Annotated in this window: 12 protein-coding genes and 1 pseudogene; 1 reads left to right on the top strand and 12 read right to left on the bottom strand. The window is 68.0% G+C overall.

Annotated features, from left to right (window positions below; genetic code table 11):
• Window positions 1–16: 16 nt before the first annotated feature.
• From BMW75_RS24525 to panD, 11 genes and pseudogenes are all read right to left on the bottom strand, one after another.
• Window positions 17–634: a type 4 pilus major pilin gene (locus BMW75_RS24525; RefSeq protein WP_092582244.1), complete on the bottom strand. Its 618-nt coding sequence runs from the start codon at window positions 632–634 to the stop codon at window positions 17–19.
• Window positions 635–697: 63 nt separating this feature from the next.
• Entirely contained in the window at window positions 698–1,834 is a 1,137-nt protein-coding gene (locus BMW75_RS24530; RefSeq protein WP_254792119.1) for a type II secretion system F family protein, read from the bottom strand.
• On the bottom strand, window positions 1,827–3,578 hold the full coding sequence (locus BMW75_RS24535; protein WP_092582245.1) for an ATPase, T2SS/T4P/T4SS family: 1,752 nt from the start codon (window positions 3,576–3,578) through the stop codon (window positions 1,827–1,829). Before BMW75_RS24535 ends, BMW75_RS24530 begins: the two co-directional genes overlap by 8 nt.
• Entirely contained in the window at window positions 3,575–4,090 is a 516-nt protein-coding gene (locus BMW75_RS24540; protein WP_092582246.1) for a hypothetical protein, read from the bottom strand. Before BMW75_RS24540 ends, BMW75_RS24535 begins: the two co-directional genes overlap by 4 nt.
• A complete protein-coding gene (locus BMW75_RS24545; protein ID WP_254792120.1) occupies window positions 4,077–5,414 on the bottom strand; it encodes a hypothetical protein in 1,338 nt (445 codons plus the stop codon). Before BMW75_RS24545 ends, BMW75_RS24540 begins: the two co-directional genes overlap by 14 nt.
• A 2-nt stretch (window positions 5,415–5,416) precedes the next feature.
• Window positions 5,417–7,005: pseudogene (locus BMW75_RS24550) on the bottom strand (hypothetical protein).
• Window positions 7,002–7,898, bottom strand: a complete 897-nt coding sequence (locus BMW75_RS24555) for a TrbG/VirB9 family P-type conjugative transfer protein (RefSeq protein ID WP_092582247.1) — start codon at window positions 7,896–7,898, stop codon at window positions 7,002–7,004. The pseudogene BMW75_RS24550 and the gene BMW75_RS24555 overlap by 4 nt, the downstream one beginning before the upstream one ends.
• 244 nt (window positions 7,899–8,142) lie before the next feature.
• Window positions 8,143–9,483 (bottom strand): extracellular solute-binding protein, encoded by a 1,341-nt coding sequence (locus BMW75_RS24560; protein ID WP_092582248.1) that lies wholly within the window; start codon window positions 9,481–9,483, stop codon window positions 8,143–8,145.
• Window positions 9,484–9,487: 4 nt separating this feature from the next.
• Window positions 9,488–10,744 (bottom strand): D-amino acid dehydrogenase, encoded by a 1,257-nt coding sequence (locus BMW75_RS24565; RefSeq protein ID WP_092582249.1) that lies wholly within the window; start codon window positions 10,742–10,744, stop codon window positions 9,488–9,490.
• 126 nt (window positions 10,745–10,870) lie between these two features.
• Window positions 10,871–11,917 carry a CDP-6-deoxy-delta-3,4-glucoseen reductase gene (locus tag BMW75_RS24570; RefSeq protein ID WP_092582250.1) on the bottom strand — a complete coding sequence of 349 codons (1,047 nt, stop codon included), beginning with the start codon at window positions 11,915–11,917 and terminating at the stop codon, window positions 10,871–10,873.
• Window positions 11,918–11,986: 69 nt separating this feature from the next.
• Window positions 11,987–12,355, bottom strand: a complete 369-nt coding sequence (gene panD / locus BMW75_RS24575; protein ID WP_050446262.1) for an aspartate 1-decarboxylase — start codon at window positions 12,353–12,355, stop codon at window positions 11,987–11,989.
• A 208-nt stretch (window positions 12,356–12,563) separates the two neighbouring features.
• On the opposite strand from panD, the gene sugE reads away from it, so the two are divergent.
• Window positions 12,564–12,881 (top strand): quaternary ammonium compound efflux SMR transporter SugE, encoded by a 318-nt coding sequence (gene sugE, locus BMW75_RS24580; RefSeq protein ID WP_076519890.1) that lies wholly within the window; start codon window positions 12,564–12,566, stop codon window positions 12,879–12,881.
• A 19-nt stretch (window positions 12,882–12,900) separates the two neighbouring features.
• Here sugE and BMW75_RS24585 read toward each other — a convergent pair whose 3' ends face one another.
• Window positions 12,901–13,773 carry an MOSC domain-containing protein gene (locus BMW75_RS24585; protein ID WP_092582251.1) on the bottom strand — a complete coding sequence of 291 codons (873 nt, stop codon included), beginning with the start codon at window positions 13,771–13,773 and terminating at the stop codon, window positions 12,901–12,903.
• Window positions 13,774–13,821 lie beyond the last annotated feature (48 nt).

A 13,821-nucleotide genomic window follows, 5' to 3' on the forward strand; every position in this document is an offset into this window, starting at 1 on the left:
TTGCGCAGGGGCGCGCTCATCTTGCGGTAAACACGAATGTGTTCACGTCGCCCTGGCTGCACTGCGCCTGGGCCTGCGCGGCGCGATAAGGCGTGGCGGGCTGGGCGATCGAGTCCTTGACGACCTTGGCGCCGCTGCTCCCGGTGATGGAGATGATTTCCGACACCCGCTGCAGCACGGAAGCCAGCGCGGGGCATGCCGCATGGCTGACGCTGGTGAGGGTGAGCGTGAACGCGGAGCCCATGCCCGCGCCATCGACGGCCGCGGGCTCGACCTCGACGGTGCCGCTGCCGCCGGTTCCGCTGCCTCCCAGGCCGTGCGCCACGCTGGCCGCCGCGCCTGTTCCCTGCACGGCAAGCACCGTCGAATCGCGCAGTGCGTTGGCCAGGGCGCCGGTATCGAGGCCGACATAGGGCGTCACGCCGCCGCCCTGCGCATTGATCTTCATGCTGGCGATGAATCGTTGCAGTTCTTCGCCGACTTTGGGCACCTTGTTCTCGATGACGTAACCGCCGATGGCGGGGATGCCGACAATGGCGATGAGCAGGACGATCGCGGTGACGATGGACACTTCCATCAACGAAAACCCTTGCTGGCGCGCGGCGCCGAATCGAGACTTCCCGATTTCTTTCATGACTACCCTCTTTGAATAAAGCGCGCAGCGCGAGCCGCGCCGTTGTCGCCAACCCGTGATGCCCTACTGGCTGGCATAGAAATTCGTCAATGCCTGGCGTAGCTGGTCTATCACCGCGTAATGCCAGAGCGTGATGCCCAGCACCGTGGCAAGCGACGAGATCAGCAATGACCAGCGCAACACGAGCGCCTGTCGCCGCACCCGCGCCAGGAGCCGCGACTCGACACGCAGGCGCACGCGAGCCAGGCCGGGCTCCACGCCCAATGCGTCCATCATGTCGGCCATGTACCACCAGGTTTCGGGATCCAGCAGCCCGGTGCCGAATATTTCGGCGCCGCTGGCGCCCGCGTCGATGCGGCTCAGCATGGCCTGCAGATGGGCGTGCAGCCACGGCGGCGCGTCCCGCCCCTGCACCGCCAGCGCGCGGCGCAACCGTGTGTCGGCCGCGCCGTGCTGCCTGATGAGCACCGCAAGCAACGACAGGAAGCGGATCGCCTGAAAATCGCGGTACAGCCGCCAGAGCAGCCAGCGGTCGAGCACGGCACGGAAATCGCCCGTGAGATTGGCCAGCGACCACAGGACCAGCAAGACGGCGCCGAAGATCAGTACGACCCATAGCGCGAGCCATTGCTTCAGCCCGCTGGCCAGCGCGAAGAGCGCGCGGGTCAGCGGCGCGTAGTCTTCGGCCGGCACGACCTGGAAAACCTGCTGCAGCCGGGGAACGCTGAAGAACGGGATGGCGCACAGCAAGGCGAAGGCCACGATGGTCGCAACCACGCCGGTGGCGGCCGCCGACACCAATGCCCCCCAGGCCTCGGACGCCAGCCTGACGGCGCGGGCCAGATCCCGCAATGCCGCGGCCAGGTCGCCGCCCTCTTCCTGTACGCAGCTCAGCAACTGGCATTCGTTGTGCGGCAGCGTTTCCGACCACGCCACACCCAGATCGCCGCCAGCGTCGAGATAGGCGACCGCCCAGTGCTGGCAGAGACGGCCGCGCACCGTGTCAGGCCCGTAGCGGCGCGCATCGTCCTCGAAAATGTCGCGCAGGCTCTTGCGCCCCTGCGTGCCTTCGACGACGTCGGCGAGGTAGTCGTAGTAGTCGGCACGCTGCGCGCGAAAACGCAGCGCGTCCCAGCGCAGCCGATGCTGGCCGCCGAAACGCGGCAACCAGGGGGAGGCGCGCGGCGCGAGGTCAGGCATGGCGGCCTCCCCCGGGCGTCGCCGCATGTATGTCCGCGTGGCTCAAAGAGGCACCGATGCGTGGCGCGACGGGCAGTTCGAATCTGCGCAACAGCGTGCGCGGATCGATTTCGCCGAGACTGACCCGGTACACGGCGCAATCGAGCGCCCGCACGCCGTGCGCGGCGGCGTCGCGCCAGGCCGTGCCCGTTGCCGGCTGAAATTGCTGCTTCAGCCCCAGGTTGTCGCGCCGTCGCACCAGGTCCAGAAAGCCCTGCGCCCGCTCGGGTTCGATCATCTCGGCGGCGACGCAGCGGCCCGACGTGCCGTTGAGTTCCGGCATGTGAGGGCGCCGGCAATAGGAACAGCCGGCCGCGTTGCGGGCCTTGAGCGCATTGGCGTCCAGGCCGAAAGCCGCTTGCAGGCCATGCACCCAGCCGCGCCAGTCCCATCCGCCCGCCTGCTGCGCGGCGCCGCGAGACCACAGGCTGTCGACCGGCAAGGCGCAGCCCTCGCAAAGCCTTGGCAGCAGGGTCTGGTACACGAGCAGCTTCAGGATGCCGGGCGACGCGAGGAATTCGCGCGAGACGCCGATCGCATCGGAAGCCAGCCGCTCGGGGATCATCGCGGCCGAAGCGGCGTGCGTCGTCGCATACAGGCTGACGCCCGAACTGGCGAGGTCCATGAAGGCGCGGCCGGTCTGGGTGTCGCGGATTTCGCCGATCAGCAGGTCATTCATGGCGGACCGCTTGATAGTCTTGAGCTTGGCGTCCAGCGTGGGCCAGGCCGAATCCGCGAGCGCCCCCGACAGCGTGTTCTGCAGCGCATTGCCGATGTGGTATTCCACCGGGTCTTCAAGCGTGATGACCTTGCGCGTCGGTGCGATGCCGCGCATCAATGCGGCGATGGTGGTGGACTTGCCGGAGCCGACCACGCCCGCCAGCACGATCGCCCCGCCCTCGCGCTCGCGCGCCCGCAACAGGGTTTCGGCTTGCCCCGGCAGGTAGCCCAGCGCCTGCAGGTCGCCATTGACGGTGGCGTCCAGGCGCAGGATGCGCAGGCACACCGAGGGTCCCGCATCAGCGGCCAGCGAGGCCCAGCGCAACACGATGGGCGCCGAGTCGACGTCCAGCGATATACGACCCTGTTGCTCGACCGCCGGATCGAACACGGCGCCGTTTCCGCCGCGCACGTCCATCCATGCCACAGCCAGGACTTCGAGCAAGGTGGCGCTGGACAGGCCGGCGAACCGATCGGTGCCGACATATTCGCCGTGAATGGTGTAGCGGATTTCTCCCGTGTCGCGCCGCTGGTCGACGTTGATGTGGACATCGCTGGCGCCCTGCATGACGCCCCAGCGGACGATGTCGAGAAACAAGGCCGCCAGCGCCGAGGCGCGCTCGGCCTGATTGGCGCGGGCCAGGCGCCCCGGTCCCGACGGCACGAACTGGCCGCGCGCGATCATCAGCAGGAGCGGCGCGGGAAGCATGTAGCGCGCCGGCTGCGCCAGGCGGTATCCCGCCGCCCTGACCATGCGTTCGACCTCGTCGATCTGGTCGCCCACGGTGTATTCCTTCACGGCGAAGATCGCGGCCTCGCCGCCTTCAAGCAGGACCGGGCACAGCCGGCCGGCAAGCGAGGCCAGGTCGAACTGGCGGCCCAGCGCGCGGACGAATGCCGGGTCCAGGCTCGCGACGTCTTCGGGCGTGTGCAGCTCGGGGACGCGCTCGCCCGCCCCGGCGGGAAGCAGGGTTTGATTCGTCATGGCCGCGGGCCTCGCGCTTCCAGGCATGCGGTCTGGTCGCGGCCGTCTCGATGCAGGCGCACGCAGGCGCCATCGATGGCCAGCAGCCGATACGGCTCCAACGTGGCGCTTCCCGCCACGGGATCGGCGCGCCCCGCCCGGTAACGCAGCAGCGACCCGTTGACGACAATGTCGACGTTTAGGCTGCGCGCCGTGCCGAATATCGCGGCCACCCGGATGTCGTCGCGCAAGCGCGCGGGCGCGGGCCGCTCGGACGCCATGTCGGCTCCGTCGCCCGCGGCGCAGATGCCCGGCACGCGACAAGCCGCCAGCGCGGCGGCGGCATCCGCGCGCAACAGCGTGCGCACGGTTTCGGCTTCCGGCCAGGGCTGCAGGTCCGTTGCCGCGGCCGACCCGGCCTGCGATGGTGCCGGCGAGGCTGCCGCGGCGTTCAACGTCAGCCCGATGACGAGACCGAAGAATGTCCGTCCGACGACGCGGCGGCGATCGAAGCGATGTTTAGTCCATTTCATAGAGATCTCCCTGCAATTCGGCGACGAGCGCGCTGGCCGCCAGACTCGGCCGCGCCTGCGGCTGCACGTCCACCACGAGGCGCGACCAGCGGACCGCGGAGACGGGGCCAGGCATCAGCGCCATGGAGCGCAAAGGCCCGTGCAGAACGAGGCTGCGCCGCCGGATCGCGGGCATCTCCGGCGCCGCTGCGCCGGCTTGTGCGGCAGAGGCGCGCCCCGCCGCCGGCACGCCCGGCATCCGGGGCACGAGCGGCGTGGACGGCGACAACGTCACGGAAGCGAACGCCGGCCGCAGCCCTTGCAGCCCGCCGGCCACCCGCGTGTCGACCTGCAAAGCGGTAGGCAGCGTCATGTCGGCCAGCCGGATCGGGGCCGACGCCACTTGCCACGCCAGCGTGGCTTCCTCGAGCGGTTTGAACGACACCTGCCAACCGGCGGGGCGCAAGGCGTAAAGACCGTCATTGGTGGCGAGCGGATGGGCCCTGGCGTACACGGCGGTGCAGTTCCAATGCAGGGGTCCGGCTTCGCACTGGGCGCGGCGCAAGGCCCAGCCCTGCACCTGCACGGGCAGCGCAGCCACCCCGGCCAGCAGGCGCATGAGGCCCGCGGCTGGATGCAGGGTCGTACCGCGCAGCAGGGCGTGGTACGCATCGGCCACCGGGTCCCGGACCTGAACCGGCTCGGGCCGGACGGCCTCTTTGCGCCAGAGCGGCTTGACGGTGGCGTTCCACACCAAGGGCGCCACGGCAGCCAACCCGAGGCAGGCAAGAAAGAGACGCAACGCGACGGGCAGTTCGGCCCAGCGCGAGGGCAAGGCCGTCAACGCCGCGCCCGGTTCCACAGCCTGCGCCAACGCGGTCCAGACCTGGTCGGCGGGGTGCTCCTGCAAGGAAGGACGTTGCGCGATCAACGCGAGCCGTTCCTGCTGCGCGTCGTCGAACGAACCGAACACCCGGTCCGTCTGCGACAGGACCGCGCCGCCCTGCGCGGCCACCAGCCAATGCCGCCCATCCGGCAGGCGGACCAGGCTATGGCCGCCCTGCGGGTACAGCAAGGCAAACAACTGCGCGGCCGACTGCAAAGGCGCCGCGTCCCCGCCCTGCGCGCGACGGCGCCGGCGCAGGCCCGGACGCGCGCGCCCATAACCGGCCACCATCGCGGGGGACCCGCCCACCACGTAATGCGTTGCCCGCAAGCGACGCCCGCGTGAACGCGCCAGCCGGGGGACGTTGGAGCCGATCAGCGCGAACCAGCGCAGGCCGAACGCCAGCATCCGCTCCGAGCCTGGGCATTCGATCAGCAGGAAGTGGGGAGCGCGGTTCACGTTCAGTATCCTTCCTCGACCTGGGCCGTTACGAGGACCAGGGTCGTCAGGCGCTCGGAGGCGGCGCTGTCCATGCCGCCGGCGAGCAGCGGCATGCCGGGCGCGAGCCGTTGACGATCGTGCTGGTCCTGCTTGCGATCAAAGCCCGCGACGATCATGGGCTGCCCCGGGCGCAGTTCGATCTGCTGCACGGTGCCGCTGCCGTCGATGGTGATCTGCTGCACCTGGACCTGGTTGGCGTTTTCTCCGAAGGTGATGGTCTTCAGGGGTTGCGCGACCGCGTTGTCATAGGCGATGGACAAGAGGATCTGTCCGTCTTCCTGGATGTCCGGCACCAGCGTCAGGAACGAGCCGACGGTTTCCTCTTTCTGGCTGATGGATACGGCGGGCAGCGAACCGTTCGCGCCCGTGGACGTCATGCCCGGGACGGCGGTGCTCTGCACCCGATCGATGTAGGAAAACGTGGTCCTGACCGCATGGGTGACCGGACGGCGGTTCAGGGTGAGGACCGGAATCTTGCTGTGCCGCACGACCGCCCCCATGGCGCTGAGCGCCGACACGATGGCCTGCGAGCCCTGGAACGGCCCCGTGCCGGCCGCCGCCTGCAACAGCCCGGCGCCGGTGGCGGGCGTGCCGGGCACGGCGAGCCGCGCCGTGGCGCCCGCGGCCGCATACAGGGCGTTCCAGTCAATGCCGGCCGAGGCTTCGCTATTGGCGATGAGCGTGATTTCTTCGAAGACGAGGCGAACGCGCCGGGTCAGCGCCTTGTTTTCGCGTTCGAGGTAGCGCGCGACGCGGTCCAGCGCGTCCGGCGTATCGGTGACGACCAGCGCGGCCGCGCCTTCGACGGACTCGGCGATCACGCCGGACCGGGTGAGGAACGGCAGGATGTTCGCGCGCAGGATGGCCAGCGCGTTGTGCTCGCCCGCCGACAGCGTAGTGTTGGAGGTGCTTTCGAAGCCCTCGCCTTCCGCGCTGCCCGACCGGCCCAGGCGCACGTCGACCTTGCTGGCCAGCGTCAGGGCCCGCAGGTCGAAGACGCGCGTTTCGGTCCGGTAGAACTCGAGCGCATTGTGTTCGTATCGCCAGTACACCGAAAAGCGCGCGGCCAGCGCGTCGAGCAGATCAGCGAGCGGCTGGGGATCGGCGCGCACCTCGATGCGCGCCGGCGCGGCCAGGGCGATAGACCCGCTATGGCAAGCCGCGGCAGGAACTGATCCTGCGGCAGCAACGCGTCGGGACGCACCCGCACCGCGATGCCCGTGGCGGCGGTCAGGCGCTGGGCGAGCGTGGACAGGTCGGCGTCGTCGGCCAGCATCAGCGTGGTCTGCACGTTTTCGCGCAGCGCCGGAGGCAGCACGACCTCGCGGGCCAGCGGTTGCGGCTTGCCCGCGAGCCAGGGCGTCGATACTTCCTGCGCAGCAAGGCGCGCCTGGCGATCGGACAGGCTGTCGGCATACGCCTGATGGCGTGCGGCGACGTCGGCATGCCGGCCTTTGGCGATGCGATGCATGTCCGAGACCTGCCCGGTGACCGAGCAGCCGGCCAGCATGCCGGACAACGTGGCGAACGCTAGCAGTCTGGGGCTCATGCCGCGGCTCCTTGCGGCGTTGCCGCGCGCGAGCAGGACTGTGCCAACGGCACGACGCGCAGCACGCGATTGCCGTAGAAACAGGGCTGCAGGGGCCGATCGGCCAGTTCCGTGGCGCCGAGCAGTCCGCGCACCGCAGTCTTGAAGTCGCCGGAGAATTCAGCGGTGGCGGCCAGTGGAATGTCGACGTCCGCGGCCCAGTGCTGAGGCTGGAACGTCCAGCCTGCCGCATCGGCCCAGCGCGCGAGCACCGCCCGCAACGTGGCGTCGGGCGGCGCCGCGCGGAACAGGGATGCCTGCGCGGCATCGGGCGCGTGCCTGGATGCGGCCTCTTTGACTGCGGCTTCGTTGACGGCGGCGTCCTTGACGGCGGCGTCCTTGACTGCGGCGTCCTTGTCCGTGGCGGCCGGCGACTCTGCCGCAAGCGCGGCAACCGCCGCCAGATCCGTCCGCGGGTGCGTCGGGTCGGCTGCGGCAGGCGCCGGCAATGCGGCGCCGGTCTGCGGGCCCTGCGCCGAAACGGCCGCCAGCGACGTCGCGCGCAGCGCCCTGGCGGTCAGCCGCCCGCCGCGAAACGCCAGCCCTTTCCACGCGCCAGCGACCACGACGTAGGGGTCGCGCCGCACGTACGGCAAGGCGTGTTCACCGTCGGCGCCGACGCCAAAGATGGCCGGCAGCGGCTGACCGGGCAGGAACTGCAGCCAGGTCTCTCGCCCATCGTCAAAGACCTGCAGGGGCGCGACGGCGGGATCGCCGGATAGCTGCCAATCAAAGCGGAAGCCTTGCGCCGACGGACGGGCCGCCTGCCAGGAGGGTGCGCCCGGGCCGGGGCCCGACCACGAGCATGCGCCGAGACAGGACAGCCCGGCCGCCAGGAAGAAGATTCGTACCATGCCTCACCGCGAGCAAAAGGCGCATCGGAAGCGACACGCATGAGCGGCATGTTGGCCGAGCGCCCGAGGCGCCGCCAGACTGGCATGTACGCATGGATGGATTCATCCACCCGGCCGACGACGCATCGACGCATCGACGGATCGACGCATCGACGAATCGGCAGGCGAAAAAAAACCCGGTCCGAAGACCGGGCGATTTCTCTGCGCCACGTGGCGCGCGCGAAAGCGGCGCCGCGTGCGGCGTTCAGCGCTGCGCGGCGATGCTGCGCGCCTGCGAGGCGGCGTTGTTCAGCGCGGCGACGGGCGGCACCTTGCCTTCGAAGGCATCGGTGAGCTCCTTGTTCAGCACGGGCTCGATGCGCTCGTAGTTGGCCATGCGGAAGCCGCGGCTGTTGGCCACGGGCTTGGCGCTCATCGAGGCGATCAGCGTCTGCGCGCCCGGAATGCGGCTGTAGAACGACACGTCGGACGCGCGGAACGCGGCTTCCGTCAGCGGCAGGTAGCCCGTGCGCTGATGCCATTCAGCGGCGACGACCGGCTTGGACAGCCACGCCAGGAACTGCGCCGTGGCTTTTTCCTGCGCCTGGGGATGGCCTTGCAGCGCCCACAGGGCCGAACCGCTCACGAAGGGCTTGCCGCCTTCCTTGGTGGCCTGCTCGTAGTAGGGCAAAGGAGCCACGCCGAAGGACAGCGACTTGGTGGCCAGGAACTGGCCGAACGCACCCGAGTTGGACGTCAGCACCGCGCATTCGCCCTTGGCGAACAGCTTGTCGCTGGCGTTGTCGCCCGAGTGCGCCATGAACAGCAGCGACCGCTTCCAGCTCACCATCATCGAGATGTGGCGCATGTACAGCGTATCGAACTGCATGGCGGGCGCGACGGACTTCTTGGAAGCCGCGTCCAGGCCGTTGTTGTTGCTGGTGAACTGCTGGTTGTTGATGGGCGCCAGATTTTCGAGGTGGACCGAGACCTGGTCGCTGGACGCGTAGGGGCAATCGATGTCGGCCACGTCGCGCAGCTTCAGGAGATCGGCCTGCAAGGCGGTCCAGGTGCGGGCCGGCTTGTTGGGATCGAGGCCGGCCTTCTTGTAGGCCGCGGTGTTGTAGAACATCACCGGGACTTCGGCCATCCAGGGGAAGGCCAGGATGCGGCCCTTGCTGTCGCGCGTGAAGCTGCTGGTGGCCGGGATGAACCAGTTCAGGTCCTTGATCGGGTATTTGGCCAGCAGTTCATACAGCGGGAGGACCGCCTTGTGCTGCGCCACGACTTCCGGCGAGTGGTTGTCCGACAGTTGCAGCAGGTTCGGGCCCTTCTTGGCCTTCACCGCGGACACGGCCTCTTGTTCCAGGGCGCCCGGCGTCGCGAAGCCGCGCAGCGTCACCCGGACGTCGTCCTGTTCCTTGTTGTATTGCTTGGCGAGCTTTTCGAACTCGGCCTTGTTTGCGTCGGTCAGGGTGTGCCAGACCTGGATTTCGACGGGTGCGGCGTTTGCCACGCCTGCCATCGCCATCGCGGCGCCGAACACCCATGCTCGCCGGCTGGCGAACATCGCGCGGGCAACGCCCGCCAATTGCAGTTTCTTCATAGGTTCACAGACCAAGAAAAGGGAATTCCGGTTCTGGCCGCCGTCCACTGAGCAGATCGGCCAATGCCCGGCCCGAGCCAACACCCATCGTCCAGCCAAGCGTACCGTGTCCTGTATTGATATACAAATTCGGAATGCGGCTGCGGCCGATGATGGGCACGTTCGAGGGAGTGGACGGGCGCAAGCCCGCCCAATAGCTGACGCGCTCGAAATCGAGCGCGTCGGGAAAGAGCGATCTGGCGAGGCGAGTCATGGCTTCGCAACGACCAGAATTGAGACTGCGGGAATAGCCGGACAGTTCCGCCGTGCCCGCCATGCGCAGCCGGTCGCCCAGGCGCGAGAAAACGACCTTATGGCTGCTGTCGGTGAGGCTGACGGTCGGGGTCGCATCCGGATTCAGGACCGGGAACGTGGCCGAATAACCCTTGGCCGGATACACGTTGCACGGAATGCCCAGCGGACGCAGCATCGCCGGGCTGAAGCTGCCCATGGCCACGACGTAGGCGTCGGCCGACAGGCTGGTGTAGCGGCCGTCGGGCTGAATGAGTTCCACGCCCGTGACGGCCCCGCCCTGCGTGAGCAGCCGGGTCGCGCGCGTGTTGTAGCGGAACTCGACCCCGGCACGCTCGCAGTGCTGGGCCAGCGCGACGGTAAATAGGTGCACGTCCCCGCTTTCGTCCTCGGGCGTGTAATCGCCTCCGACGATCGTGGCGCGATGCGGCGCCAGCGCGGGCTCGATGGCCACGACTTCGTCGGCGGTCACGACGCGGCGCTCGACGCCGAAGTCGCGCATCAGGCCGGCGGCGCGCTGCGAGTTTTCGAATTCGTGGGGATCGCGATAGAAATTCAGGATGCCGCGCTCAAGGTGGTCGTACTGGATGCCGAGCTCGGCGCGCATGCCGCGCAAGGTAGCGCGGCTGTACTCCGCCATGCGCACCATGGCGCGGATGTTGGGGGCAAGGCGGCCGGGCATGCATTCGCGCAGGAATGCCAGGCCCCACATCCATTGCCGCCAGTCCAGTTGCGGACGGAACAGCAGCGGCGCGTCGTCGCGGAACATCCACTTGAGCAGCTTGAGCGGCGCCTGGGGATTGGCCCAGGGCTCGGCATAGGACACGGAAATCTGCGCGCCATTGGCAAGGCTGGTTTCCTGCGCGGGACCGGTGCAGCGGTCTATGACCACGACGTCATGACCGGCCTGGCTTAGCCACCAGGCGCTGGAGATGCCGATAATGCCGCTACCCAATACCGCTACTTTCATGCCCGCATCGCTCCTTGCATGCCGGTTCTGGGGGCGGACCCGATGTCCGCGCAGCCCGGCAAGCCGCTGCCAAAGCAGTTTACCTTGCCGTTTTGCAGCCGCCTAAGTAATAAAAAAACATACGACTTACGACCCGGCCTTCGCCAGATCGGCCTCGGACGTGAAGGCGTCCGCGTAGAACTCTTCCGGCGGCAGGCCGTTCTGCGCGCTGAACTCGCGGCGCGCCGCATCGACCATCAAGGGCGTGCCGCAGGCATAGACCTGGTGGCCGGACAGGTCGGCGATGTCCCGCATGACGGCTTCGTGGACGAAGCCGGTGCGGCCGGTCCAGTTGTCTTCCTGCAGCGCGTTGGACACTACGGGCACGTAACGGAAGTCTGGAAGCTGGGCCGCCCAGGACTGCGCCAGCGCGTCCATGTAGAGGTCTTGCGGACGGCGCCCGCCCCAGTACAGCGCGACGGGGCGGCTGATGTTCTTGTGGATCATGTGTTCCACGATGGCCTTGACCGGCGCGAAGCCCGTGCCGCTGGCCAACAGGACGATGGGCTTGTCGCTGTCTTCGCGCAGGAAGAACGATCCGAACGGCCCTTCCAGGCGCAGGATCTCGCGTTCCTTCATCTGCGTGTCGCCGGCGCCGAACACGTGGTCGGTGAACAGGCCCCCGGGCATGTGGCGAATGTGCAGTTCAAGCGGGCTGCCGGTGTGCGGGGCGCCCGCCATCGAGTAGCTGCGGCGCCGGCCGTCCTTCAGGATGATTTCGACGTACTGCCCCGCGTAGTAGCGGAACTGCTCGGAGGCCGGCAGTTGCAGCTTGAGCACCGTGACGTCCGGCGCGACGCGCTCCATGGTTTGGACGCGCGACGGCAGCTTGCGGATCTGGATGTCGCTCGCCAGCCGGACCTCGGTGGACTCGACCACCAGGTCGGACTGGGGCCGGGCCTGGCAGAACAGGGTGAAGCCGTCGGCCAGTTCTTCCGGCGACAGGATCTGCGCGGGGTACTGGCCGGCGTCGAACTCCCCGGACACCACTTTGCCCTTGCAGGTGGAGCATGCGCCATTGCGACAGCTATAGGGCAGGACGATGCCCGCCGCCAGCGCGGCGTCGAGCACGGTCTGGCCGGGCTCGACCGGGAATTGATGCTTGCTGGGTTGGATGATGACCTGGAAGCTCATGATGAAACGGTTCAGAGGCGACGAAGCGCTATCCGGCCGAGCCGGCATGGCGCTTCGCCCGGCCCGGCGTCACGCCGGGAACTTGCGGATTTCCTTGACGCGGTTGGCGTCGTCGACCAGCACCACCTGGGGCTTGTGCGTGGCCGAATCTTCTTCGGACATGGGGCCGTACGTGCAGATGATCAGCAGATCGCCCACCTGGGCCCGGCGCGCCGCCGCGCCGTTCAGCGAGATGGCGCCGCTGCCGCGCGCAGCCTTGATGATGTAAGTGTCGAAGCGTTCGCCATTCGTCACGTTGTAGAGCTCGATGCGTTCGAACTCGCGCATGCCGGCAGCGTCGAGGAGGTCTTCGTCGATGCCGCAAGATCCTTCGTAGTGAAGGTCGGCTTCCGTGACCGTGACGCGGTGCAGCTTTGCCCGCAGCATGATGCGTTGCATAAAAATATCCTGGTTTCGCGGCCCGGAACGCGAAGTGTTGCTAGGTTGATGCCCGGCATCCGGATCTGCCGTCGAAAGCGGGTATTCTATAATTTTTGCCGCAACGGGACGGCCCGTTGCTGCGCCCGGTCAAACGGCCGGCGCCTTTTCCGGGGACGACCCCATTTATGTCGGCATCTCGCCGGCATCGCAATCTTGGGAGTCGTGCATGACCTGGATCATCCTGGTATTGGCTGGCCTCTTTGAAATCGTCTGGGCGGTCGGCCTGAAATACACCAACGGATTTACCCGGCTGTGGCCGTCCGTCGTGACCGTGGCCGGCATGCTCATCAGCTTCTGGCTGCTGGCCCTGGCCATGAAAAGCCTGCCGCTGGGCACCGCCTATGCGGTGTGGGTGGGCATCGGCACGATCGGCGCTTTCGTGGCGGGCATCGTGCTCTTCGGCGAGTCGGCAAGCTGGCTGCGCATTGCCAGCGTCGCCTTCATCGTGCTGGGCCTGGTTGGCCTGAAGCTGTCCTCGCCGTGACGCCGCGCCCCCCGGCGCGTCAGAAATCCAGTTCGATGTCGACCGCGTCGCCCACTTTCAGCCGCGCGCCGGCCGGCGCATCCACGATGGCGTTCTGGCCGAACACGACGCCGATGTCCAGATTGCGGTAGCCCGCCAGCGTGCGGCCCGGCTCTTCATATTGCTGGGCCGTGCGCTGGTCGATGTCGGGAATCGAGCAACGGGTGCAGGGCTTGACGAACGCCATCCGTACGCCCTCCGCCGTGATCATGGCCGTGTGGTCTTCCTCGAAGGCCTCCCATTCGCCCTGGACCACGATGTTGGGACGGAACCGGTCCATCGGCACCGGGGCCGCCCCTTTGGCCTGCAGGCGGGCATTCAGGTCGTCCAGCGAGGCCTGGTTGGCGATCAGGAGCGGAAAGCCGTCGGCAAAGCCGAAGTGGTGTTCCCCCACGAAGGCATCGGCCAGATCGGGATGCGCGTCGGCCCAGCGCGATACCCAGTCGGGCTTGGCGTTGCGGCGCGCGGCGGCATCCACCTTGAGCAGGCGGCACGGCGTCTTGAGGAATTCGGACAGCCAACGTTCTGCGGCCGCGCCTTCGCGCCGGGCGGAAATGGTGTCGCTCCAGACGCCCACCGTTTGCGCCTCGCCTTCCAGTCCCGATCCGTCCAGGGCGACCTCCAGGTCCGCCATGCCCGGGGCCGACAGGCGCAGCGCGTCCGGCAAGAGCGCCGTGCGGATCAGCGCCATGGCCGGCCATTGCCGCTGCGTCATGAACTGGCCGCCGTCATCCACAACCATCCAGCGCCGGTCATGCGCCAGGCCTGCGCGGTCGATGGGAGATTCGGTCAGGTCGATGCCCGCGCAGGATTTGACGGGATAGATGTGCAGGCTGAGGATACGGGCAGACATGGCGGCGATGGCTCAACGGGTTGCGAATGCCGCAGAGAATACAAGAAA

This window comes from Achromobacter sp. NFACC18-2, assembly GCF_900108985.1.
Classification (GTDB): domain Bacteria; phylum Pseudomonadota; class Gammaproteobacteria; order Burkholderiales; family Burkholderiaceae_B; genus Achromobacter.

Bases quoted from the DNA above. Each gene is read 5' to 3' on its own strand.
- BMW75_RS24525 (WP_092582244.1), bottom strand. From the start codon at position 634: ATGAAAGAAATCGGGAAGTCTCGATTCGGCGCCGCGCGCCAGCAAGGG.
- BMW75_RS24540 (WP_092582246.1), bottom strand. From the start codon at position 4,090: ATGAAATGGACTAAACATCGCTTCGATCGCCGCCGCGTCGTCGGACGG.
- BMW75_RS24570 (WP_092582250.1), bottom strand. From the start codon at position 11,917: ATGAGCTTCCAGGTCATCATCCAACCCAGCAAGCATCAATTCCCGGTC.
- panD (WP_050446262.1), bottom strand. From the start codon at position 12,355: ATGCAACGCATCATGCTGCGGGCAAAGCTGCACCGCGTCACGGTCACG.
- BMW75_RS24530 (WP_254792119.1), bottom strand. From the start codon at position 1,834: ATGCCTGACCTCGCGCCGCGCGCCTCCCCCTGGTTGCCGCGTTTCGGC.
- BMW75_RS24585 (WP_092582251.1), bottom strand. From the start codon at position 13,773: ATGTCTGCCCGTATCCTCAGCCTGCACATCTATCCCGTCAAATCCTGC.
- sugE (WP_076519890.1), top strand. From the start codon at position 12,564: ATGACCTGGATCATCCTGGTATTGGCTGGCCTCTTTGAAATCGTCTGG.
- BMW75_RS24560 (WP_092582248.1), bottom strand. From the start codon at position 9,483: ATGAAGAAACTGCAATTGGCGGGCGTTGCCCGCGCGATGTTCGCCAGC.
- BMW75_RS24565 (WP_092582249.1), bottom strand. From the start codon at position 10,744: ATGAAAGTAGCGGTATTGGGTAGCGGCATTATCGGCATCTCCAGCGCC.
- BMW75_RS24535 (WP_092582245.1), bottom strand. From the start codon at position 3,578: ATGACGAATCAAACCCTGCTTCCCGCCGGGGCGGGCGAGCGCGTCCCC.
- BMW75_RS24555 (WP_092582247.1), bottom strand. From the start codon at position 7,898: ATGGTACGAATCTTCTTCCTGGCGGCCGGGCTGTCCTGTCTCGGCGCA.